16 protein-coding genes and 1 pseudogene are annotated in these 22,227 nt (G+C 75.0%); 9 read left to right on the top strand and 8 right to left on the bottom strand.

Features of this window, described 5'->3' with window-relative positions; all coding sequences use genetic code 11:
• Positions 1–72: 72 nt before the first annotated feature.
• The 4 genes from ACFRAR_RS16525 (at position 73) to ACFRAR_RS16510 (ending at position 6,000) form a co-directional block, all read left to right on the top strand.
• Entirely contained in the window at positions 73–3,420 is a 3,348-nt protein-coding gene (locus ACFRAR_RS16525; protein ID WP_380698765.1) for a right-handed parallel beta-helix repeat-containing protein, read from the top strand.
• Positions 3,417–4,616 (top strand): S8 family serine peptidase, encoded by a 1,200-nt coding sequence (locus ACFRAR_RS16520; protein ID WP_380698764.1) that lies wholly within the window; start codon positions 3,417–3,419, stop codon positions 4,614–4,616. Before ACFRAR_RS16525 ends, ACFRAR_RS16520 begins: the two co-directional genes overlap by 4 nt.
• A gap of 210 nt (positions 4,617–4,826) precedes the next feature.
• Positions 4,827–5,222 (top strand): hypothetical protein, encoded by a 396-nt coding sequence (locus tag ACFRAR_RS16515; protein ID WP_380698763.1) that lies wholly within the window; start codon positions 4,827–4,829, stop codon positions 5,220–5,222.
• A 187-nt stretch (positions 5,223–5,409) separates the two neighbouring features.
• Positions 5,410–6,000, top strand: coding sequence for a sigma-70 family RNA polymerase sigma factor (locus ACFRAR_RS16510; protein ID WP_380698762.1), 591 nt, complete (start codon positions 5,410–5,412; stop codon positions 5,998–6,000).
• Here ACFRAR_RS16510 and ACFRAR_RS16505 read toward each other — a convergent pair.
• Positions 5,937–8,795, bottom strand: coding sequence for a BTAD domain-containing putative transcriptional regulator (locus ACFRAR_RS16505; protein WP_380698761.1), 2,859 nt, complete (start codon positions 8,793–8,795; stop codon positions 5,937–5,939). The two genes, ACFRAR_RS16510 and ACFRAR_RS16505, sit on opposite strands and share 64 nt — an antisense overlap.
• 399 nt (positions 8,796–9,194) lie before the next feature.
• On the opposite strand from ACFRAR_RS16505, the gene ACFRAR_RS16500 reads away from it, so the two are divergent.
• Together ACFRAR_RS16500 and ACFRAR_RS16495 are read left to right on the top strand one after the other, a co-directional pair.
• Positions 9,195–11,363, top strand: a complete 2,169-nt coding sequence (locus ACFRAR_RS16500; RefSeq protein ID WP_380698760.1) for a BTAD domain-containing putative transcriptional regulator — start codon at positions 9,195–9,197, stop codon at positions 11,361–11,363.
• A gap of 224 nt (positions 11,364–11,587) precedes the next feature.
• Positions 11,588–13,216 carry a chitinase gene (locus tag ACFRAR_RS16495; RefSeq protein ID WP_380698759.1) on the top strand — a complete coding sequence of 543 codons (1,629 nt, stop codon included), beginning with the start codon at positions 11,588–11,590 and terminating at the stop codon, positions 13,214–13,216.
• 37 nt (positions 13,217–13,253) lie between these two features.
• Here the strand turns inward: ACFRAR_RS16495 and ACFRAR_RS16490 are convergent, their stop codons facing one another.
• Entirely contained in the window at positions 13,254–13,379 is a 126-nt protein-coding gene (locus tag ACFRAR_RS16490; protein WP_380698758.1) for a hypothetical protein, read from the bottom strand.
• On the bottom strand, positions 13,376–13,648 hold the full coding sequence (locus tag ACFRAR_RS16485) for a hypothetical protein (RefSeq protein ID WP_380698757.1): 273 nt from the start codon (positions 13,646–13,648) through the stop codon (positions 13,376–13,378). Before ACFRAR_RS16485 ends, ACFRAR_RS16490 begins: the two co-directional genes overlap by 4 nt.
• Before the next feature lie 211 nt (positions 13,649–13,859).
• Between ACFRAR_RS16485 and ACFRAR_RS16480 the strand changes: the two genes are divergently transcribed.
• Entirely contained in the window at positions 13,860–14,360 is a 501-nt protein-coding gene (locus tag ACFRAR_RS16480) for a hypothetical protein (RefSeq protein ID WP_380698756.1), read from the top strand.
• Between the two features lie 9 nt (positions 14,361–14,369).
• Here ACFRAR_RS16480 and ACFRAR_RS16475 read toward each other — a convergent pair whose 3' ends face one another.
• Complete coding sequence (locus ACFRAR_RS16475; protein WP_380698755.1) at positions 14,370–17,132, bottom strand: BTAD domain-containing putative transcriptional regulator; 2,763 nt, start codon at positions 17,130–17,132, stop codon at positions 14,370–14,372.
• A 178-nt stretch (positions 17,133–17,310) separates the two neighbouring features.
• Here ACFRAR_RS16475 and ACFRAR_RS16470 point away from each other — a divergent pair.
• Positions 17,311–17,556: pseudogene (locus ACFRAR_RS16470) on the top strand (IS630 family transposase); the annotation flags it as partial.
• Between the two features lie 92 nt (positions 17,557–17,648).
• Here ACFRAR_RS16470 and ACFRAR_RS16465 read toward each other — a convergent pair.
• The gene (locus tag ACFRAR_RS16465) at positions 17,649–18,269 is read right to left on the bottom strand and encodes a plasmid pRiA4b ORF-3 family protein (RefSeq protein WP_380698754.1); all 621 of its coding nucleotides are present in this window, start codon (positions 18,267–18,269) and stop codon (positions 17,649–17,651) included.
• A gap of 491 nt (positions 18,270–18,760) precedes the next feature.
• Between ACFRAR_RS16465 and ACFRAR_RS16460 the strand changes: the two genes are divergently transcribed.
• A complete protein-coding gene (locus ACFRAR_RS16460) occupies positions 18,761–19,387 on the top strand; it encodes a S1 RNA-binding domain-containing protein (protein ID WP_380698753.1) in 627 nt (208 codons plus the stop codon).
• Between the two features lie 312 nt (positions 19,388–19,699).
• Here ACFRAR_RS16460 and ACFRAR_RS16455 read toward each other — a convergent pair whose 3' ends face one another.
• The 3 genes from ACFRAR_RS16455 to ACFRAR_RS16445 all read right to left on the bottom strand — a co-directional run.
• The gene (locus ACFRAR_RS16455) at positions 19,700–20,122 is read right to left on the bottom strand and encodes an SRPBCC family protein (RefSeq protein WP_380698752.1); all 423 of its coding nucleotides are present in this window, start codon (positions 20,120–20,122) and stop codon (positions 19,700–19,702) included.
• A 52-nt stretch (positions 20,123–20,174) separates the two neighbouring features.
• Positions 20,175–21,185, bottom strand: a complete 1,011-nt coding sequence (locus tag ACFRAR_RS16450) for an aldo/keto reductase (RefSeq protein ID WP_380698751.1) — start codon at positions 21,183–21,185, stop codon at positions 20,175–20,177.
• A 337-nt stretch (positions 21,186–21,522) separates the two neighbouring features.
• The coding region (locus ACFRAR_RS16445; RefSeq protein ID WP_380698750.1) for an SDR family NAD(P)-dependent oxidoreductase at positions 21,523–22,227 on the bottom strand (705 nt) is incomplete at its 5' end.

Genomic DNA, 22,227 nt, shown 5'->3' with positions numbered 1-22,227 from the left:
CCGCCCCGCCCCGCCCCGCGGCGCGGACCGGGACCGAGTGACACACCAGCAGAACGAAAGGGAAGCCGAGCCATGTCGCGCCACGTGTTGACGGTGTGCCAGGACCAGCGGGCGGGCGGCACCTACCGCACCATCGGCGAGGCCCTGGAGGCGGCCCGCAGCGGGGCGGTGATCTCCGTCCGCCCCGGGCGCTACGAGGAGAACCTGGTGATCACCAAGATGGTCACCATCGCCGCCGAGGACGTCCGCGGCACCGTGAAGATCACCCCGCGGCGCGGCTGCGTCGTCCAGGTGGTCGCCGAAGCCGTCCAGCTCACCGGCCTCGTCCTGCACGGACAGGACGAGGAACTGCCCGCCGTGGACGTCCCCCGGGGCCAGGCCGCCCTCCAGGACTGCGAGGTGGTCGGCAACTCCTGGACGGCCGTGCTGACCCGGCAGCAGGGAGCACTGGCGATGCGCGGCTGCCGCGTCGTCAACTCCGCGGGCGCGGGCATCGTGGAGACCTCCACCGGGGCCAGCGTCCTCGAGGACTGCGTCATCGAGCACCTCGGCACCTCCGCACTGGTGATCGGGGAGAGCGCCAACCCCGTCGTCCGCAACTGCGTCATGCGCGACGCCCGGGGCAACGGCGTGTGCGCCAACGGAGAGGCCCAGGGCACCATCGAGGGCTGCGAGATCTCCACCACCGACAAGCCCGCGATCGCCCTGGAGGAGCACAGCACCACCAGGGTGCTGCGCACCGCCGTCCGCGACACCCCCGTCGGCGTCTACGTCAGCTCCGCCTCCCGGGTCCTGCTGGAGGACTGCACGTTCACCGCCACCACCGGTCACGGCATCGTGCTGGGCGGCGGCACCGACCCGCTGCTGCGCCGCTGCCGCACCGTCCGCACCCGCGGCCACGGCATCCACGTCACCGCGCGCTCGCGCGGCACCTTCGAGGAGTGCGAGGTCAGCGGCGCCGAGACGGTCGGCGTGCGCGTCGAGGACTCCGCCGGCCCGGTGATGACCAGGCTGTCCGTGCGCGACTGCGGCGACACCGGGGTCGAGCTCCTCGGGGAGAGCACCCCCGAGCTCGACCGGCTGGAGGTCCGCGACGTCGGCGGCGCCGGGGTGCGGATCAGCGAGGGCGCCAACCCGCTGCTGCGCCGGGCCGTCGTCACCGACGCCCGGGGCAACGGCGTGGAGGTCGTCCGGGACGGCCGGGGACGCCTGGAGAACTCCGAGGTCCTGGCCGCGGGCCGGGCCGGCGTCCTGATCGCGGACGGCGCCAACACCTTCGTCGGAGGCACCGTCGTGCGGGACGCCCAGGGCTCGGGCGTTCACGTCGCCGAGGGCGGGGTGGCCGTGCTACGGGACTGCGAGGTGGTCGACTCGGCCTCGGACGGCGTGGCCGTCGACGACGGCGGCGACCTGACCTGCACCCGCGTGCGGACGCGCGGCAACCGCCGGCACGGGGTCCGGACCGGGGCCGGCGCCCGCGCCGTCCTGACGCAGCTGGAGGCGCTGGACAACACCGGCGACGGGATCCGCGTCGACTCGGCCGACGCGGTGCGGGTCACCGGCTGCACCGTCACCGGCAACCGGGGCTCCGGCCTGCGCCAGACCGTCCCCAGCACCCGGCTCTCGGTGGAGAACCTGCACAGCGCCGGGAACCACTACCCCGACGCGCACGGCTCGGCGAGCGCCGATGCCGCGGCCCCGCCCGCAGGGGCCGTCGAGGCCCGGCCGGGCGAGTCCGCCGACCCCGCGGCGCCGGCCCGGCCCGCGGTGCGAGGTCCGCTGGAGGTGCTGGACTCACTGGTCGGCCTCACCGCCGTCAAGGAGCAGGTCGCCACCCTCGTCAACCTCAACAAGCTGGCGCGGCGCCGCGAACTCGCCGGCATGCCCGCCCTGCCGATGGGCCGCCACCTGGTCTTCGCCGGGCCGCCCGGCACCGGCAAGACCACCGTCGCCCGGCTCTACGGCAGCATCCTGGCCGAACTCGGGGTGCTGCGCAGCGGCCACCTGACCGAGGTGGCCCGGGCCGACCTGGTCGCCTCGATCATCGGCGGCACCGCGATCAAGACCACCGAGGTGTTCACCGAGGCGCTCGGCGGGGTGCTCTTCGTCGACGAGGCCTACACCCTGTCTGCCGGCTCCGGTGGCAACGGCCCGGACTTCGGCCGCGAGGCGATCGACACCCTGGTCAAGCTGATGGAGGACCAGCGCGACGACATCGTGGTGATCGTGGCCGGCTACTCCGCCGAGATGACCGACTTCCTGGCGAGCAACCCCGGCCTGGCCTCCCGGTTCAGCCGGACCGTGGAGTTCGCCAACTACGAGGCCGACGAACTGGTCACCATCGTCGAACGGGCGGCCGTCGGACACGGCTACGAGCTCGCCGACGGCACCCGGGAGGCGCTGTCCTCGCTGTTCGACCGGATGCCCAAGGGCCCCGACTTCGGGAACGGCCGCGCCGCCCGCAAGGTCTTCGAGGAGATGGTGGACCGCCAGGCTACCCGGCTGGCCCGGCTGCCCGAGATCACCGACGCCGACCTCGCGGTGCTGGTCGCCGAGGACACCGGGCAGGAGGCCGCCGGGCCGAAGCGCGCGCCGGACAGCGCCGCCATCCTGGACGAGCTGCGCGCCATGGTCGGCCTGCCCGCCGCCAAGGAACAGGTCGAGGACCTGGTCAACCTGATCACCCAGGTGCGTCGCCGCGAGGAGGCCGGACTGCCGACCGCGGCCATCAGCCACCACCTGGTCTTCGCCGGCCCACCCGGCACCGGCAAGACCACCGTCGCCCGGCTGTACGGACGGCTGCTGGCCGAGCTCGGCGTGCTGCCAGGCGGCCGGCTGGTCGAGACCGCCCGCGCGGACCTCGTCGGACGCTACGTCGGCCACACCGCGCAGCTCACCAGGGAGGCCTTCGACCGGGCCCGCGGCGGCGTGCTCTTCGTCGACGAGGCGTACACGCTCACCCCCCGGGGCGGGGCCGGCAACGACTTCGGCCAGGAGGCCGTGGACACCCTGATGAAGCTGATGGAGGACCACCGCGACGAGGTCGTGGTGATCGTGGCCGGTTACGAGGAGGAGATGCGTGGCTTCCTCGCCTCCAACCCGGGCCTCGCCTCGCGCTTCTCCCGCCGGGTCGAGTTCGAGCACTACACGGACGAGGAGCTGGTCACCATCGTCGGGCTGCACGCGGAGAAGGCCGGCTACGTCCTGGCCCCGGAGACCGTGGCCACGCTCACCCGGGCCTTCGCACAGATGCCCCGCGACCGGACCTTCGGCAACGGCCGCACCGCCCGGCAGACCCTGGAGGGCATGATCACCCGCCAGGCCGGGCGGCTCAGCCGGCTGGACGTCTCCGACCTGGCCGAGCTCAGCCTGCTCCTGCCGCAGGACCTCGCCCCGGCACGGTCGGGCAGCGCGGTATGACCGGGCGTCGCCGGGCGGGCCTCGCGCTCGCCGGTGTCCTGCTGGCTCCCGCCGCCCCGGCGGCGGGAGCGGTCACACCGGCGCCCGGCGCCCCGGCCGCCGCGGACCCGCCGCCGCTGCTCGCGCAGACCCGCCAGGACGTGCAGAGGAACGGCTGCCTGAAGCCCTCCGAGCGCCCGGCCGACACGGCGGGCTGGGCCCAGGCCGCGCTGCGCCCCGAGGACGCCTGGCCGTTGAGCCGGGGCGCCGGCGTCACGGTCGCGGTGGTCGGCTCCGGGGTGGACGCGGCGCTGCCGGCCCTGGCCGGGCGGCTGCAGCTCGGGCCCCGGGTCCACGGCACGGGCGACGCGGGCCGCGACTGCGTCGGGTACGGCACCTTCGCGGCCGCCCTGGTGGCGGGCCGCCGTACCGGCGACGGCGGCCCCTCCGGCCTCGCCCCCGAGGCCCGCGTCCTGGCGGTCGCGGTCACCGACGACGCCGGCGCCACAACCCCCGACCTGCTGGGCGACGGGATCCGGGCCGCCGTCGACAAGGGCGCCCGGGTGATCGCCGTGGAGGTGCCCGTCCCGGGGCCCAGCGACGCCCTCGGCGAGGCGGTGGCGTACGCGGCGGCGCACGGCGCGCTGATCGTCGCCCCGGCGGCCCCGGACGGCCGCAGCACCAGCTCGCCCGTGTTCCCCGCCTCCTACCCGGGCGTGCTCGCGGTGGCCTCCACCGGCCCCAACGGCCCGTCCGGCGGTGGCCTGGACGGACGGGTGGACCTGGCCGCCCCCGGCGAGGGCGTGACGGGCACCGGGCCCGGCGGCGGCCTGTACACCGCCTCCGGTCCGGGCTGCGCCACGGCCCACGTGGCCGGGGCGGCGGCCCTGGTGCTGGCGCTGCGGCCCGGGCTGACACCGGAGCAGCTGACCCGGCGCCTGGAGACCACCGCCTACCACCCCGGCACCCGGCTGCCGGACGCCGCGGTGGGGTTCGGAGTGGTCGACCCGGTCGCCGCCGTCACCGCCTCCTGGCCCGCCGGGGCCCGGGCGGCCGACCCCGGCACCCCGGTGCTGGTCGACCCCGGGCCGGACCGCTCGAAGGCCTGGCGGGCCCGGGCAGTGGCGGGCGGCGGCACCGGCGTCGTCCTGCTGACGGCCTTCGGCGGCCTGACCGTGCGGCTCGGCCGCCGACGGGCGGGACGGGCCGCCGGCTGACGGCCTCCGGCGCGGGGCGCGGCGCGCGCGCCGCCCGGCGCCGTCGACGGTCTCCTCCACCGATGTGGCGCCGGAGTGAACACCCGCGAGCACGTTCTACGTGCAACCACGCGACAGACGAGCGGCCCGCGTCCAGGGCCGGGCAGACGGGTGAGGTGGACGCCGATGGCAACCACGGCGGTGGACCGCGATGGTGAGAGACTCAGGGCCATGACGGACGGTCGGGACGGGAACGGACAGGGTGACGAGGCGACGGCGCGCCGGCTGATCGCCGCCTGGCTGGCCGACGAGGCCGAACCGGCGGCCACCCGGTCCACCGGCGCGGCCCTCCCGGCCGGGTGGAGCGTCCCCGCGGCCACCGCCCGGGAGGTCCTCGCCACGGCCCGTCGGATGGCCCTCCACGGACTGGCCGGGCCGGCCCGGACGACGCCCGGCACCGACCACCTCGCGCTGGCCCGCGTGCTGGTGGTCGACGAGCACCCCTCGGCTCCGACCTGGTCCGAGGACGAGCGCGCCGAACTGGCCGAGTGGGTCGCGATCCTGGTGCAGCGGTTCGGGGAGGAAGGCGTCGAGCGGCTCACCGCCGCACTCACGGCCCGCCCCTGAACGCTCCGCCGCACCGCACCCTCGAACGGGTACCGGCGACCGCCAACGCGAAGCCGATCACGCCGTTGGGCGGACGTTGGTGACGGCTGGGACGGTTTTCCCGTCAGGGCGGGACACCGGGGCTCACCACGAAGAAACCCCCACGGCTGCCCGCCGATGCCGTTGTACCGGAGCGAAGGACAGAGCCGTGGCCGATGAAGCCGCCGCTTCACCCGAAGGCGCCCAGCAGCGCGCCGAACACCCCTACCGGGGCCCCGCGGCCCTGGACCAGGACACCCTGGCGGAGCTGTACCGCGTGCACGGGCCGGGCCTGCTGCGCGCCATGCTCCGGGTCACCAGTGGTGACCGGGGCAAGGCCGAGGACATCCTGCAGGAGACCTTCCTGCGGGCCTGGCAGAACCCGGCCGCGATCGAACGCGGCATCGAGGAGAGCCGCCCGTGGCTGTTCACGGTGGCCCGCCGGATCGCGATCGACCACTTCCGGAGCGCCTCCGCCCGGGCCCGGGAGATCGGAGTCAACTCGCCCGACGAGTACGCCGGGACCCACGACCCGTACGAGGACGTGATCGCGGCCCGCGACCTGGCGACGGCCATGGCGGAGCTCCAGCCGCACCACCGCGACGTGCTGGTGGAACTGCACCTGAACGGCCGTTCGACGGCCGAGGTCGCGACGGCGCTCGGCGTACCGGTGGGGACGGTGAAGTCCCGCAACTTCTACGCGGTGCGGGCGCTGCGGCCGATCCTGGCGGCCCGGGGGATCCTCTCGGTAGCGGTCTGAGGCGGGAGTTCCCGCTCGATCGCGGCGGCCCGCGCCCCGAGCTCGGCGGCACTGCCGGTGTCGCCGAGCTCCCCGTAGAGCTCGACCGCCGTACGCAGCCGCGCCGCCGCCTCGGCCGGCCGCCCGGTGGACAGCAGGAAGTCGGCGAAGCGCTGCTCGACCGCCGCCTCCAGGTGCCGCGCCGCGCTGGCCCGGCAGCGCGCCGCCGCCTCCAGCCAGGCCCGCTCGGACTCCTCGACCCGGCCGAGCAGCCGCAGCGCCTGTGCCTCCTCGACCAGGGCGAGCAGGTGGAAGGTGGCGTGCGGGTACGGGGCCAGCAGCCGGCGGGCCTCGCGGGCGTCGCGCAGCGCCGTCGGGCCTTCGCCGCTCAGGTTCGCCAGGGTCGCCGCGTTGCTCAGCACCGCCGCGCCGGCCCGGTTCAGACCGAGCTCGTCCAGCCGCCGTACGGTCGCGTCGGAGAGCCGCAGGGCCTCGGCGAGGTCGCCTCGGTCGGCGAGCGCCACCGCCAGCACGCCCATGGCGTAGATCTGCGCGGGGCCGTCGTGCTCGCGGGTGCGCTCCTCGGCCCGGCGGGCGAGGACCAGCGCCGCCGCGGGGCGGCGTTTGCCGCTGAGCGCCCGCGCGGTGGCGGCCTCCAGCAGGGCCCTGGCCGCCGGATCCCCGGTCCGGGTGGCCGCGGCCAGGCCGTGCCGCAGGCAGTCGAGCCGGTCGGTGAGCTGTCCGGCGCCGAAGTAGAGGCAGTTGGCGAGGAAGGCCAGCAGCCAGGACCGTTCGTCCTCGCCGGCCGCGGTGCCGGCGGCCACCAGGGCGCGGACGGTGGGTTCCTCGGCGCGGAACCAGTCCAGCGCGGAGCGTACGTCCGGCAGCTCGGGCAGTACGGGCGGCGGGAAGGCGACCGGCCGCTCGAACTCGGTCAGGTGCGGCTGGAGCAGGCCGGCGCCCGCGCCGGCGGCGGCCAGGTAGTAGTCCAGCAGCCGGACCAGCGCCCGGTGCCGGCGCGCCGGCGGATCGGCGTCCAGCAGCTCCCGGCCGTACAGCCGGATCAGGTCGTGGCGGCCGTAGCGGCCCGCGGCCGTCTCGGTGAGCAAGTGGTGGGCGGTCAGGGCGCCGAGCGCTCGGCGGGCCTCGCCCGGGGGAGCCGCGAGCAGCGCGGCCGCAGTCGGCACGTCGATCTCCGGCCCGGGGGCCACCGCCAGCAGGGCGACCAGCCGTACCGCGGCCGGGGGCAGCCGGCGCAGCGTCAGGTTGAGTGCCGAGCGCACGCTCACCCCGCCGAGGGCGTCCAGGGCCGGCAGCCGGGTGCGCTCGTCCTCGACCTCGGCGATCAACTGGCCGACCGTCCAGGATGGTTGGGCGGCCAGCCGGGCCGCGGCGATCCGCAGCGCGAGCGGCAGGTGGTCGCAGAGTCCGGCCAGCCGGCGGGCGGCGGCCGGCTCGGCGGCGAGCCGCCGCTCGCCGAGGACCTGGGCGAGCAGGTCGAGCGCGTCGGTCTCGGGCAGCGCCTCCAGCCGCAGCAGCGCCGCCCCTTCGGTGACGATCAAGTCCTCCAGGCTGTTGCGGCTGGTCATCACCGTCGCGCTGCGCGGTCCGGCGGGCAGCAGCTCGGTGACGTCGGCGGCGCTGCGCACGTTGTCGAGCAGCACCAGCAGTTCGCGCTCGGCGGTGAGTTCCCGGTAGAGCGCGCCGCGCCGGGCACGGTCCTCGGGGATCTCGGCCTCGGCCAGCCCGAGCATGCGCAGGAAGCGGCCCAGCACCTCGGCCGGGTCGCTGGGGTGGGCCGGGTCGAAGCCGCGCAGGTCGTGGTGGAGGTGGCCGTCGCGGAAGCCGCCTGCGGCGGTGTGGGCCCAGCGCACCACGGTCGCGGTCTTGCCGGCGCCGGCCGCGCCGATCACCACGGCCAGCGCGTGGTCGGGGCGTTCGGCGCCGCAGGCCCGGTCGAGCCAGCCCAGTTCGGCGGTCCGGCCGACGAAGCCGGGTGTACGGCGGGGCAGTGGGCGTACGGCGGGCCGGGGGAGGGGCCGGGCGGGCTCCGCGCGGTCCGGGGCGCGGGCGTGGCCCGCTGTGGCACGCTCGTCGGCGAGCACCGTCGCCAGGGCGGCCTGTAGCGTCGGCCCTGGGCGCAGGCCCAGTTCGGTGGCGAGCCCGCTGCGCGAGCGGTGGTAGAGCCGCAGGGCCTCGGCCGGACGCCCGGCCTGGTGCAGACAGCGCACCAGCAGGGCGGCGGTCGGTTCCTGGAGCCACTCGGTGTGCAGCTGCTGTTCGAGTACGGGCAGGGCGGTGGCCCCCTGACCGATGCGCAGCAGCCGTTCGGTCCAGTCGTGCACGGTCTGCTCGTGGGCGTGCTCCAGCCGGCCGGCGAGGTCGCGGCGCAGCTCGGTGTCGGGGAGGTCGGCGAGCGCGTCGCCCTCCCAGAGCCGGAGGGCTTCGCCGTACCGGCCGGCCGCCGCCCCGTCGTCCGGCTCCTCGCCGGCGTGGGCGGTGAGCGCGCGGAAGCGGTGGACGTCGACCGCCTCTGGGTCGCCGGTGAGGAGGTAGCCCGCGGACCGGGTCTCCACGGTCAGGGCGGTGCCGGTCAGGTGCTTGCGCAGCGCGGCGACGTGGCCCTGGAGCACGGCCTTGGCCTGGGCGGGCGGGGCCTCGTCCCACAGCAGGTGGTAGAAGCGCTCGACCCGTACGCAGCGGCCGATCTCCAGGGCCAGCAGGGCCAGTACGCCCCGGCGCTTGGCCCCCGGCACCGGGATGCCCCGGCCGTCGGCGGCCCTGAGCTCGGTGGGCCCGAGCAGCCGGATGCGCATGTGCTCCCCATCGGTCGAACCTCGGCAGTGCTGCCGGGGACCATTCAACCACTCCTCGCGAACGGTGAATCTACGCGCGTCACTGAAGGGCTCCTGATGATCGGCGAGTGAACTCCGCGCGAAGCTTTAGCGTCGCGCGTTGGCGGTTTCAGCGGACAAAACCGAAGCGGCGCATGCCAGTTGGGTTTCCTTGCCGATCCGGGCCGGGGTTTGGACGAAGATCGAACACCTCCCTATCCTCGGCCTCGTCCCCTTCCGCACGTGTTCGTCCTCAGGCGCTCAGGAGAGAGTGTGCGCGTCCGGCTGCTCGGCCGAGTCGAAATCCGCTGTGAACAGGGACGCCCGGTCGTCGTGGCCGGTGCCCGGCGCCGGGCCGTTCTCGCTCTGCTCGCAAGCGAGTTGAACCACCCCGTCCCCGTCGAGCGGCTGCTCGACACGGTGTGGGACGGTGCCCCGCCGCCGACCGCCCGGGCCGCCCTCCAAGGCCACGTCTCCGCCGTCCGGCGTGGACTCGGCGAGGGCCTGAGCCTGCTGACCCGGCCCCAGGCCTACGTCCTGGTCGGCGAGCCCGAACTGGTCGACTCCACGCACTTCGAACGCCTGACGGCCGCCGCCGACGAGGTCGCCGACACCGAGCGCGCCATCGGCCTGCTGCGCGAGGCCCTCGACCTCTGGGACGGACCGGCCCTGACGGACTGCGGCTCGCGCACCCTCACCGAGACCACCGGCCGACGGCTCGACACCGCACGGACCCTCGCCACCGAAGCGCTCGCCGAACGGCTCCTGACGGCTGGTCGCGGCGCCGAGGCGCTCACCGATCTGCGGGCAGCCCTCACCGCCGACCCGCTGCGGGAAGAGGCCGCCGCCCTGCTGACCCGCTGCCTCCACCAAGCCGGCCGGGCCGCCGACACCAGGCTCGCCCACGAGCGGGCCCGCGCCAGGCTCGCCGCCCACGGCCGGACCCCGGGTCGCCTGCCGCGCCAGGCGGGCGAGGCCCTCGACCCCGCCGAGGGAACCACCGCCGCGGCCGTGACCGGCGGCGGCACGCTGCCGCGGCCGGGCGTCGGCCTGGTCGGCCGCGCGGCCGAACTGCGGCAACTGGACGAGGCGACGCTGCGTGCCGAGGGCCGGCCGGTGCTGGTCACAGGAGTCGCCGGGGCCGGGAAGAGCAGCCTGGTCCTGCACTGGGCGCACGCCCACGCCGATCGCTTCCCCGACGGCCGGATCCACCTGAACCTGCGGGGCTTCGGCGAAGAGGAACCGCTCACCCCCGCCGAGGCCCTCGCCACGGTGCTCGGCGCGCTGGGCGTCCCGGCCGGCAAGGTGCCCCAGAACCCTTGCCGGGCCGGCGAACTCTTCCGCACCCTGACGGAAGGGCGCAGGCTGCTTCTCGTCCTCGACGGCGCGCGCTCCGCCGAGCAGGTCGAGCCGCTGCTGCCCACCGCGCCCGAGCCGGTGGTCGTCGTCACCAGCCGCTCCCGGCTGACCGGCCTGGTGGCGCGCGAGGCCGCCATCCCCCTGCCCGTCGCCGGCCTGCCGGAGGAGGAGGCCGTCGACCTCCTCGCCGGGGTGGCGGGACCGGAGCGCGTCGCGGCCGAACCGCGTGCCGCCCGGCGACTGGCGGCGCTGTGCGACCGGCTGCCGCTGGCCCTCCGGGTGGCCGGCGCCCGACTGGCCTCCCGGCCCGCCTGGTCGCTGAGCGCCCTGGTGGAGGAGATGTCCGACCAGCGCACCGGCCTCGCCCCGCTCGCCACCGGCGGGGCGCTCGGCATGGCGACGGCGCTGGGCCGCAGCGTCCGGGTCCTGCCCGAGGAGGCGCGACGCCTGTTCGCCCTGTCCGGCCTGCACCCCGGCGAGACCCTCGACAGCGGGGACGCCGCGGCACTCACCGGCGCCTCGCCGGCCCGGGCCCGTGAACTGCTCGCCGAGCTCGACGCGGCACACCTCGTACTGGAGGCCCTGCCGGGGCTCTTCCGGATCGACCGCCTCGCCCACCTCTACGCCGTGGAACTGGCCGCCGAACTGCCCTGCCCGGAACGGGCGGCCGCCACCCGGCGGCTGCTCGACCACGTGGTGCGGGCGGCGGGCACGGCCCTGGAGTGCGTGACGGCCGCCGTCCCGGCGCAGGGCGTCTCCGCCCGCGCGCTGGACACCGCCAGGCAGGCGCTGGAGCTGGCCCGCAGGCTCGTCGGCGAGCTGGTCCGGCAGGTGCCCGAGCCGACCGCCCCCGCCGAGCAGGCCGCGGACTCCGGGCGCGCGCGGCTGGTGGACCGGCTGAGCCGGACGCTTGAAGGCTTCCGGAACGAGACCACGGACGGGAGGCCGGACGAGGGTGCGGCGGTCGCCGGCGGTGCGGTACCGGTGCGCACGGCGCCGGACGATGCCGCGTCGGACGGTGTCGTGCCGGACCCCCTGGACTGGCTGCTGGAAGAGCTGGTGCGCGGCGCCCCCGTGGAACCGGGGGAGGGGCTGCCGGGCCTGCCCCGGCGAGGTGGCGCCGCGGACGCGCGCACCGCCCGGCAGCGACCGGATGACCGGGCCGGAGCCGCTCGGACGCCGGGCGGTTGACGGATCGCCGGGCCGGTCGAGCCGACGGTGAACCGGAGGGGGGTGCCATTCCGTGTCCCTCGCCGAGGACCCCCCGCGTGAGGCGCTGGCCCCGAGGGCTGTACACCCGTCGCTCCACGCGGGGGCACCTCGAACCGGACCCCGCTCCCGCGGCCCCGGCGGGACCGGGGCTGCGGCGGCGGAGTCGGTCCGTCTCCCGTCCCCAGCCCAGGAGATCCCCTGCCATGTCCAAACACCGGCTCAGCCGCCGCCGGCGGATCGCCGCCGCCGCCATCGCGCTCGCGGCCGGCGGCGTCCTGATCGTCGCGCAGAACGACGCCCCGGCCGCGGCCACCGACCCGGTCGGCCTCAACGCCGTCTACGAGTACCTGGGCTGGGGCGACTCGGGTGCCGCCCAGGACCCGGTCGAGGTGATGAAGGCGACCGGCATCCGGCAGTTCACCCTGGCCTTCCTGCTCGCCGGCCACGGCTGCGAGCCCGCCTGGGACGGCGAGCGCGCGCTGACCGGCGGCGACGAGGAGACGAAGATCAAGGCCATCCGCGCCGCCGGTGGCGACGTGGTGGCCGCCTTCGGCGGCTGGGACGGCGCCAAACTCGGCGAGAAGTGCACCGAAGCGGCCCAACTCGCCGCCGCCTACCAGAAGGTGATCGACGCCTACCAGCTGAAGGCGATCGACATCGACATCGAGAGCACCGAGCTGAGCGGCGCCGCATCCCGTCAGCGGGTGGTCGACGCGCTCAAGACGGTCAAGACGAAGAACCCCGGTCTGCGGGTCTACGTCACCTTCAGCACCGAGGAGAACGGCCCTGACGCCGACGGCGCCGACCTCGTCGTCAAGGCGGCCAAGGCCGGCCTGGAGGTGGACGGCTGGGTGGTCATGCCCTTCGACTTCGACCACCACAGCGGCACCATGGTGGACGCCACCGAGGCCGCCCTCACCGGGCTCCAGCGGACCCTCGTCAAGGCCTACGGCTACGACCAGGACACCGCCTGGCGCCACACCGGCCTATCCTCCGTCAACGGGCACAGCGACTCCCCGGACGAGGTCGTCTCCCCGGCCGACTTCCGGGCCATGCGGGACTTCGCCGCCACCCACCACCTCGCCCGCTTCACCTTCTGGGCCGTCAACCGGGATCGCCCCTGCACCGAGGCGTTCTCCAAGGACACCGCGTCGAAGTGCGGCGGGATCCAGCAGAGCCCGTACGAGTTCACCAGGATCGTGGCCGGCTACCACGTCGACTCCAAGCCGTCGGACGGAGCCGCCTACTGCCCCGACCCGGTCCCCACGGCCACGACCGTCGTCAGTACGACCGCCGAGCCCGCGGACCCCACCGAGAGCCCGTCGCCCGCCAAGCCGAAGAAGAAGACCCCCGAACCCACGACTGCGACCGGCACCCGGAGCCCCACCGCGGACTGCTCCCCGACGGCCGACCCGGTGGTCAGCGCGACCACCCCGGCCGCGACCACGCCGGCGGCGACCACGAGCGCCACGGCCACTTCGACACCGACCGGTCGGCCCACCGGCCGACCGACTCCGACCCGCACCCCCACCACGCAGGCCCCGCCGCCGACGGCGAGACCCACCGCGACGGGTACGGCGACCGCGTCGGCACCCGCCACCCCGTCGCCGACGGCGAGTCCTACCGAGACCCCGACCGCCCCCGTGGCCGCCGCTGCCGCCGCGCCCACGGCCACCCCCGCCGGGGACGCCCACGGCGAGCCCCTCGCCTCCACCGGCGGCGGCGACGCCACCAGCGTGATCGTCGCCGGAGCCGGCGCGCTGCTGCTGATCGGCGGCGGCTTCGGCATGGTCGGTGGCCGACGTCGTCGCACCACCGAGGAACCGCGGTAACCCACGGCCCCGTCCCGCGCACCGCTGGACGGGGCCGCTACGGCGGGCCTCCGGCGCCGACCTGGGCGCCTTCACCGTCCTCGTTCCGGTCGCCGGACATCGGCACCGCCTCGTAACGCCCGTCGCAGGAGTCGCCGGTGTGGCCGCCTCCGTTGACGGTCACCGGAGGTCCTGCCCGTCCCCCGGCCGGACCGCGTCGCCCGGGGCGTCCGCCCCGGGCAGCGGCACCCGCACCCCGCTGCGCGAGGTGCCCGACAGCCGCAGGACCGGGTCGTGCGCCTCGGCGGGCCGCGTCCGCTCCACCGGGTGTGCCTGGACGGGGCTGTGCGACGGCGGTGGGACCCGCACGGTGAGTGCTCCCGCCGCGACGAGCCCGAGGACCGCCGCGGTGGGGACCAGAGCCGTTCGTCGCCGTTTCGCCGTGCTGGTCACGATGGTCTCTCCCAGGAGCTGTCGCCGGTTCGGGCCGGACGCGGGCGGCCGCAGCGGGGTGCGGGCCGGGGTTCGCCCCGCTGAACGGAAGCCGTGGGCCGCCGGGTTCAGACCGGACGCGAGCTGGTCGAACCCCGGAGGGTGTGCCGTCCGTGCTACCGGCGGAGGCCGGTCGGCAGCCGGCCCGAAGGACGGACGAGGGAGGACAGCGATGGCCTGGTACCAGGGGCCGAGCCGGATCACGGTGACGGCGGTGGAGGGGCGGTTCCCGCAGCGGGCGGTGGTGACCGTCCGGGGCGCGGCTCCGGTGGAGATCCACGGCGAGGTCGGCGCCGTCCACCTCGTCGAGGCGGAGAGCTGGCAGCTCGACCTGGAGCATCGCCACCAGGGCGAGTGGTGTCCCAACATCCGTGCCGTGCAGGGCCGGTGGCAGGAGATCCGGGGCGTGCTGACGCAGGCCGTGCACAGCCGGAACCGAGACCAGGCCGGTGACCGCCAGGACCGCAACCTGGCGCTGCGGATCGAGCGGGTCATGCCGGACGGTGACGATCCCCCGGCCGTGACCGCCCCCGCCGCGCGCCGGACCACGGCCGCGTACCGCGCTCCGGCGGTCTCGACGGGCCCGGCGCCGCGCACCTCGGCCGGACCGGCGGGCGGCGCCTCGGCCCCGGGTGCGCGGACGACCACCTCGGGCGGCTCCTGGAGCGGTTGACCGGGCCGGTCACGACCGGAAGCGCGCCAGCCTCGCCTGCACCACCTCCACCTGGCGGGTCATCCGCCCCTGCTCGGTGGCGAGTTCGAGGGCCCGTTCCCAGTGCCGACGCGCCTCGGCCTTCAGCCCCCGGTCGTCCATCACCTGCCCGATGAAGTCGGCGAAGTCGAACTCCGCGTGGGCCTGGTTGCCCTGGGCCCGGCCGAGCTCCAGCACCCGGTGGATCTGCTCCACGGCCTCGTCGGTGCGGCCCAGCGCGCGCAGCACCTGGGCGTAGGTCTTGGTCGAGATCACCAGGTACGGGTCCGACTCGCGCCCGGCGAGCAGGGCCAGCGACTCCTCGATCGGCTCCAGTCCCTCCGCGGCCCGGCCCGCCCGGAACAGGGTGTGCGCCAGGTTGTTGAGGGCCTGGGAGAGCAGCCGGGGATCGCCCAGCTTCCGCGCGTGGGCCACCGTTTCGGCGAAGCCCTCCAGCGCTCGCTCGGGCTCGCCGTGGTCGTCGGCGAAGCTCGTCCGCATGCTGAGGTAGCGGTGCCTGAGGACCGGCAGGCTCTCCGGATCGGCGACGGCGACGGCGCGCTCGGACTGCTCCAGGGCCTCCGACCGCCGGCCCAGCCAGCCCAGCGCGAGGCTGTGGTTGGAGTACAGGTGCGGCCGGTTCGCGGCCGTGCCGGCGGTCTCGGCGGCCGTCAGCGCCTGTCGGGCCGCCTCCTCCCAGGCACGGAACAGGCCCGCGTCGAGGTAGAGGTAGCCGGCGTTCTCGACCATCCGGCAGGCGTGGTCGTGGGCGCCCCACCGGCAGGCCAGGGCGATCAGGGCGCGGACGGTCGGCTCCTCGGCCCGGAACCAGGCCAGGGCGTCCGCCGAGGTCGCGAACTCCGGGGTGCCGCCGCTCGGTCGGTGGGCCGGGCGGTGGTGGCGTGCGTCCGGCCGGGCGAGGACGAGCCCGGCGGCGGTCGTGGCCAGGTAGTGGTCGAACAGCCGGGCCAGGGCCGTCTCCCGGATGGCGGCCGGCAGCTCCTCGGCCGCGTGCCGGGCGTGCAGCCGCACCAGGTCGTGGCGCTCGAAGCGTCCCGGCGCGCTCTCCTCGACCAGGTGCGCGTGGTACAGCAGCTCCAGCGAAGCGGCGGCCGCGCGCCGGTCGGTGCCGGCCAGGGTGGCCGCCGCGGCGGTGTCGACCTGCTGGCCCGGGTGGACGCCGAGCAACCGGAACAGGGCGACGGCCGACTCGGGAAGGGTACGGACCGTCAGTTCCAGGGCCGCCGCGACGCTCAGCGTGCCCTCGGTGGCCAGCGCGGCCAGCCGGGAGCGCTCGTCGGACAGTTCGCCCGCCAGGGTGGCGACCCGCCAGTGCGGCCGGGTCGCCAGCCGTGAGCCGGCGATCCGCAGCGCCAGCGGCAGCCCCTCACACAGGCCGGCCACCCGCTCCGCCGCCTCCCGTTCGGCCTCCAGCCTCGGCCGGCCGGCGATCCCGGCCAGGACCCCGAAGGCGTCCACGGCCCGGAGCGACTCCAGGGACAGCGCCCGCGCGCCCTCGACGGCGAGCAGCCCGGTGAGCCGGTGCCGGCTGGTCACCACCACGACGCAGCCCGGCTCGGTCGGCAGCAGCGGGAGCACCTGCTCCGCGTCCCGCGCGTTCTCCAGCACGAGCAGCACCCGGCGGCCGGTCAGCAGCGCCCGGCAGGCGGCGGTCAGCTCCGCCCGGTCGGTCGGGAGGGCGCCGTCCTCGGCGCCGAGGCCCCGCAGCAGTTCGGCGAGTGCCTCCTCGGGGCTCAGCGGCGTGGTCTCGTCGAAGCCGCGGAGGTTGACACCGATCCGCCCGTCCGGGAACGCGGCGGCGTTCCGGTGCGCCCAGCGCAGGACGAGCGCCGTCTTGCCGACCCCGGCCGGGCCGGTCACCACCAGCAGCCGCTGTCCGCCGCCGGCCGCCGTGCCCGTACCGCCGTCCGCGCCGCTCTGTTCGCCCAGCCAGGCCAGTTCGGCGTCCCGTCCGACGAAGCGGCCCGGCTCGCGGGGCAGCCGCGCCGGGGCGGCGCAGGGCTGCGCCCGCGGGACGGACCGGATCCGGGCGAGGGCCTCCCGGAGGCCGGTGCCGGGGTCGATCCCGGCCTCCTCGGCCAGCCGTCGCGCGGTCGCCCCGTAGAGGGCGACGGCCTCGGCGGTCCTGTCCTCCTGGTGGAGGCAGAGCATGGTGAGGCGGACCAGCGGTTCGCGCAGAGGGTGCCCGGCCAGCGCCTCGGTGAGTTCGGCGGTCACGGTGGCGCCCCGCCCGGTGCGCAGCAGCCGTTCGGCGAGCTGTTCCAGGGCCTGGATCCGGAGGGCCTCCAGTCGGGCGGCCGCGCCCTCGCGCAGCGCGGCGGAGCCGCAGTCGGTCAGTGTGGCGCCGCGCCGCAGCGCGACCGCCTCGCGCAGCAGCGGTACGGCTGCCTCGTCGGCGGCCTCGGTGCGGGCGCGGTCGAGCAGCCGGTCCAGCCGGTGGGCGTCGATCAGGTCCGGGTCGGCGCGCAGCACGTAGCCCGGGGCGCGGGTCTCCAGCCGCAGGCCGTCGTCGAGCAGGGCGCGCAGCTTGGCGATGTGGCCCTGCAGCGCGGCGCGCGCGGTGGGGGGCGGGGTGTGGTCCCAGGCGAGGTCGAGCAGCCGCTCGACCGGGACCACGCGATTGGCCTCCAGGGCGAGCGCGGCCAGCACGGCGCGGCGCCGGGCGCCGCCGACGTGGACGGCCGTGCCCTCGGCGGTCCGCAGCTCCAGCGGTCCCAGCAGCAGAATCCGCACGCCGCTCCTGTACTCCCGTCCGTCCTCGGCCCCCGGGCCCGCACCTTATCGGGCCGGTGGCGGGCGCTGTGGTTCGGGGCCTGGTCGTCCGACCCCGGGGGGCCCGCGAGGAGTGCCCGGAGGCTCGGACCCGCTGTTCGTCGAGAAGGTCCACGACGTGGTCGGCCTCTACTTCGACTCCTGGATCAGCCAGGTGGAGCGCTGGTTCGGGCTGCTGACCGACAAGCTCATCCGGCGCGGTGTCCACACCTCCGTCCAGGCCCTTGAGAACGACAACCGCGACCGGATCGAGACGTGGAACGCAAACCCGCGACCCGTCAGCCGGACCAAGACCGCCGACGAGATCCTGAACTCCCTCGCCGACTGTCTCGCCAGGATCACCCCCGACACGAAAACGGAATTGACTGAACCTCGGAACCTCTGACGCATCACACCAGTGCGGCGCCGCGTTGATCCTGCGAGGGTCTTGATCGCCCCCGGCGGGGCCGGGGGCGATCGGCTGGGCGCGGTCCGGTTTCAGTCGTGGACGAGTACGGTCGTGTAGTCGGCCAGGGCGGTGTTGATCTCGGCCGGGTCGAACGCGGCGGGGTCGAACTGGTCGGCCGAGCCGAGACCGAGCCATTCGAGTCGTTCCTCGTGTTCTTCGTGGCCGGGGTCGGTGAGAACCTCGACGAGGTACTCGTATCCCCAGATCCCGCCGCAGTCCTCGGGCGGGCCGGCCCGACGGCCGGTGAGGCAGTACGGGTAGGAGACACCGGGTTCGGCGTCTCCTACGGCCTCGACGAGGATGTCGTGTTCCCAGTTGTCGCCGAAGTCGTAGATGTAACGGAACCGCGTGCCGACGCCGGGGGCGATCTGGTCGAGGCACATCGCCGTCGCGTTGCGGATCCCCAGGCCCCGATCGGTGACGCCGTACCGTTCCCGCCCGGTCTCGAAGGCCCACATGTGGTAGTCCTCCCAGCCGAACGCGGCCTGAACCAGCTCGTGCAGCCGCCGCAGATCCGTGCCCGACGGCACCTGCAGGCGACGCCAGATCGGGGGCCTGGAGCCGGACAGGGTGACCTTGATCGTGTGGACGGACGTTCCCGGGGCGGTCCGGGAAGGGGTGGGCGGCTTCACGCGCCTGGTGTTCGACATGGCCGCCATCCTGCCAGCGGCACCGGTTCCCGTACGGGCGTTGGCCATCGGCCCACCCGCCCGAGTGACAATGACCGGGCTGCACGAAGGCAGCGGTCGGTGACCGTCGCCCCGCTCGGCGTCGCAGTCGCCGACACCTCCGCCGCTGACGACACCGATCCGGGCAAACCCCGCATCTCCGCCGTACGAACGCCGCCCGCTCGGCAACCGGCAACTCCAGGAACCTCTCCCGCGCGCCCCGGGTTGCCTTCGCCTCGGAGTCCTGCGCCGCGGCCGTCAGCAGATCCAGCGCAGCCACGGGACCGCGCCCCTGAAGACGCAGCGCCGCCATCGCACTGCCCACCCGCGCCTGCTGGGTGGTCACCAGCGTCAACCACGGCCCGGACGCATCACCGGGATCATTCGTGAAGTCGATCGCGTGGCCGTTACGGTCTGTTGTCGGTTGGGTTGAGACGTCGTCGGCTTGCGACGTGTGTGCCAAGGTGGCGGGCATGGATTGGCAGTCCGAGAGCCCAGGCCTTTGGGCGTTCCTGGAGTCACTGCACCGCGGCGAGATCCTTTCCGGCACCGTCGCGGCGATCGAGCGATTCGGGGTCTTCGTGGCCCTGGACAACGGACCGGACCATCCCGTGTTTCCCGGCGTCGGGTTCATCACGGTCCCCGAACTGTCCTGGCGGCATATCGGAGCTCCGACTGACGTCGTGGAGGTCGGACAGCGCGTCTCATGCGAGTTCCTCCAGTTCGACACCCACAATGCGGAGGCCAGGCTGTCGTTGCGCGCACCGCTGCCCGACCCCTTCCAGGCCTTCGCCGACGGCACGGTGGTGGGGCAGACGCTTCGCGGGACGGTCGTCAGGGTGCTCCCCTTCGGCGCGTTCGTTGACGTCGGAGACGGAGTCGTGGGACTGGTGCCCTTCAAAGAGGTCCACGGCAGGCCCGCAGCCGGTCTGCCGGAGGTCTTTCAGGCCGGCGACGAGATGTCAGTCGTCGTCACGGACGTCGAGCGGCCGCAGCGAAGGGTGTTCCTTTCCATGTCGGAGGACGCCGGGCGTGCCGGTGTCACGCCGGGCGTCCGCCGGATTCATGACACTCCCGTCGTACGGCGCCGCGGGTTCTGACCGGCGCCCGGTGCCTCGGAACAGGTGAAGCGCCGGCCATCGTGATGGTGGCCGTGCTTCGTGCGTCCTGTCCGGGCCCGGGCGGGGTGAGGGCCTGCTCGTCTCAGTCCAGGTCGGTGCGGGGGAGTTTGACCGCGTGGACGAGGTGGGGGACGGCGTCCAGGCACCGTTCCGGGAGCCTGTGCCGGTTGACGGGCGCCGGGGTCGGGCGCCGTGACCGCGTGGTCCGGGTCGTGGAACGCGGAGGCCCGTGGCCCGCCACGCGCGGGGTGCGCGTGCGGGCCGCGGGGCCGGGTGCCGGGGTGGGGGGTGTCAGCCGGTGAGGGTCTTGTTCAGGGCGTCGAGGCCGTCGGCGTAGATGCCGTGGAAGAGGTCGACGACTTCCTGATCGGTGGCGCCCTTGGGGTGGAAGCGGCCGGACCACTGGACCTCGGCGGCGTCGGGGCGGCCGGGGATGGAGTGGACGCGGATGGTGGACACGTAGCCGTCGTCGACCGGGAACGGGGCCTGGAGGATGGCGTAGCTGTAGCGGCGCTCGGTCTCGTTGAAGTCGACGAGGCGTTCGACGATGGTCTCGCCCCCGAGGTTCTTCAGCCGGCGCACTCGGCCGCCCTCGACGGCGACGCTCTCGGGGATGTAGGGGAGCCAGTCGGGCAGGGCGTCGAAGCCGCCGATGAGGGCCCAGACCTGCTCGGGGGTGGCGGGGACGACGCGGCTGACGGAGGTGGAGGCCATGATCGCTTCTCCTGTGTACTGCGGTGAGGGTGATGTGTGGGGGGGTGGGGGGTCAGGCGCCGGCGGGCAGCGGGGCGGCCGGGCTGACCAGGCCGGAGGCGCGCAGCTCGGTCCAGAACGCGGCCGGGACGTCCTCGTTGAGGGCGGCGATGTCCTCGGCGATGCGGCTGGGCTTGGTGGCGCCGGGGATGACGGCGGCGGAGACCGGGTGGGCGAGGGAGAACTGGAGTGCGGCGGCCTTGACGGAGACGCCGTGGCGGGCGGTGATGTCCTTGATGCGGGCGACCTTGTCCAGGATGTGCTGCGGGGCTTCCTGGTACTCGAAGTGGGCGCCGCCGGCGAGGACGCCGGAGCTGTAGGGGCCGCCGACGACCATGTCGACGTTCTGCTCCTGGGCGAGGGGCAGCAGGCGCTGGAGGGCGTGGCCGTGGTCGAGGAGGGTGTAGCGGCCGGCCAGCAGGAAGCCGTCGGGCTGCGGCTCGTCGAGGGCGAGGGTGAGCTCGATGGGCTCGGTCTTGTTGACGCCCAGGCCCCAGGCCTTGATCACGCCCTCGTCGCGCAGCCGGGACAGGACGCGGAAGGCGCCGGTGCGGGCCTCCTCGAACTTGCTCAGCCACGCGTCGCCGTGGAAGTCCTGGGCGATGTCGTGGACCCAGACGATGTCCAGGCGGTCGGTGCCCAGGCGCTTGAGGCTGTCCTCGATGGAGCGCTCGGTGGCCTCGGCGGTCCACACGTGCAGCATCTTGTTCGGGTTGCCGTGCTCGAACAGCCCGCCCTTCTCGCCGAGGTCGCGCTCGCCCCCCTCCAACTCGTCGAGGATGACGCGGCCGACCTTGGTCGACAGCACGTAGGCGTCGCGCGGCTTGGTGGACAGGACCTCGCCGAGGCGGGACTCGGAGAGGCCGGCGCCGTAGAAGGGGGCGGTGTCGTAGTAGCGGATTCCGTGGTCCCAGGCGGCCTCGACGGTGGCGGCGGCCTCCTGGTCGGGGATCGCACGGAACATGTTGCCGAGCGGGGCGGTGCCGTAGCCGAGCTTGCCGGGAAGGATGTGCTTCAGGGACATGACATTTGCCTTTTCGATCGGTACTGCCGGGACATGGCGGCCCCCCGGGCGTGGAAGCGAGGCGCGGACGGGCACCTCCGAGGGGGTGGCGATGCGGACGGGGTCGCACCGGGATCGGGCGGCGACGCTCCGGCGGGGCCGGTGGTGGGACACTCTGCGACAGATAGGTGCAGGAGCGCTTTATACGTGAAGACAATAATTGCATGCGCGTTGTAGTGCAAGTGTCTGCCCGCCCCCGCCGGCCGGCCGGGCCCGGGCCGTCGCTCGTGCGCTCGGCCCTCGCGCCGCGTGTGGCGGGCCGGGGAAGCAGGCGCCCCGGTACGGTCGGGCACCCGGTTCAGGGGATGATCGTGGGCAGGAGGCCGCCGTCGACGCCGAGTGCCCGGCCGGTGGTGGCCGAGGCCTGTTCGGAGGCGACATAGGTGATCATGTTGGCGACCTCGTGGGGGCGGATCAGGCGCCGGAGCAGGGAGGCGGCGGCGCGGTTCTCGGCGAGGTAGCGGCGTTCCTGCTCGGCGGGGTCGAGGCCGGGGTAGAGCTCGTCGAACATGGCGAGCACGCCGTCGCTCATGGTGGGCCCGGGCAGGACGCAGTTCACCGTGACGCCGGTGCCGGCGACCTCCTGGGCCATGCCGCGGGAGACGGCCAGCTGGGCGGTCTTGGTCATCCCGTACTGGACCATGTCGGGCGGGGTCTGGACGCCGGCCTCGCTGCTGACGAAGATGACGCGGCCCCAGCCGCGGGCGACCATCCGGGGCGCGTAGTGGCGGGCCAGGCGCACCCCGGACAGGACGTTGACCCGGTAGAAGCGCAGCCAGTCCTCGTCGGTGATGTCGAAGACGGGCTTGGTCTCGAAGATGCCGGCGTTGTTGACCAGGATGTCGACGTCGGGCAGCTGCCGGATCAGCTCGGCGGCTCCTTCGGCCGTGCCGACGTCGGCGGCGATGCCGCGCCCGCCGATCCGCTTCGCGGTCTCGGTGACGCGATCGGGGCTGCGGCCGTTGACGACGACGTCGGCGCCGGCGGCGGCCAGGCTCTGGGC

Origin of the sequence: Kitasatospora sp. NPDC056651, from assembly GCF_042792155.1 — a bacterium.
Taxonomy (GTDB): domain Bacteria; phylum Actinomycetota; class Actinomycetes; order Streptomycetales; family Streptomycetaceae; genus Kitasatospora.
The sequence above is the reverse complement of the archived record's forward strand: the minus strand, read 5'-3'. Positions and strand labels throughout refer to the sequence as shown.

Bases quoted from the DNA above. Each gene is read 5' to 3' on its own strand.
- ACFRAR_RS16525 (WP_380698765.1), top strand. From the start codon at position 73: ATGTCGCGCCACGTGTTGACGGTGTGCCAGGACCAGCGGGCGGGCGGC.
- ACFRAR_RS16520 (WP_380698764.1), top strand. From the start codon at position 3,417: ATGACCGGGCGTCGCCGGGCGGGCCTCGCGCTCGCCGGTGTCCTGCTG.
- ACFRAR_RS16515 (WP_380698763.1), top strand. From the start codon at position 4,827: ATGACGGACGGTCGGGACGGGAACGGACAGGGTGACGAGGCGACGGCG.
- ACFRAR_RS16505 (WP_380698761.1), bottom strand. From the start codon at position 8,795: ATGCGCATCCGGCTGCTCGGGCCCACCGAGCTCAGGGCCGCCGACGGC.
- ACFRAR_RS16495 (WP_380698759.1), top strand. From the start codon at position 11,588: ATGTCCAAACACCGGCTCAGCCGCCGCCGGCGGATCGCCGCCGCCGCC.
- ACFRAR_RS16480 (WP_380698756.1), top strand. From the start codon at position 13,860: ATGGCCTGGTACCAGGGGCCGAGCCGGATCACGGTGACGGCGGTGGAG.
- ACFRAR_RS16465 (WP_380698754.1), bottom strand. From the start codon at position 18,269: ATGTCGAACACCAGGCGCGTGAAGCCGCCCACCCCTTCCCGGACCGCC.
- ACFRAR_RS16460 (WP_380698753.1), top strand. From the start codon at position 18,761: ATGGATTGGCAGTCCGAGAGCCCAGGCCTTTGGGCGTTCCTGGAGTCA.
- ACFRAR_RS16455 (WP_380698752.1), bottom strand. From the start codon at position 20,122: ATGGCCTCCACCTCCGTCAGCCGCGTCGTCCCCGCCACCCCCGAGCAG.
- ACFRAR_RS16450 (WP_380698751.1), bottom strand. From the start codon at position 21,185: ATGTCCCTGAAGCACATCCTTCCCGGCAAGCTCGGCTACGGCACCGCC.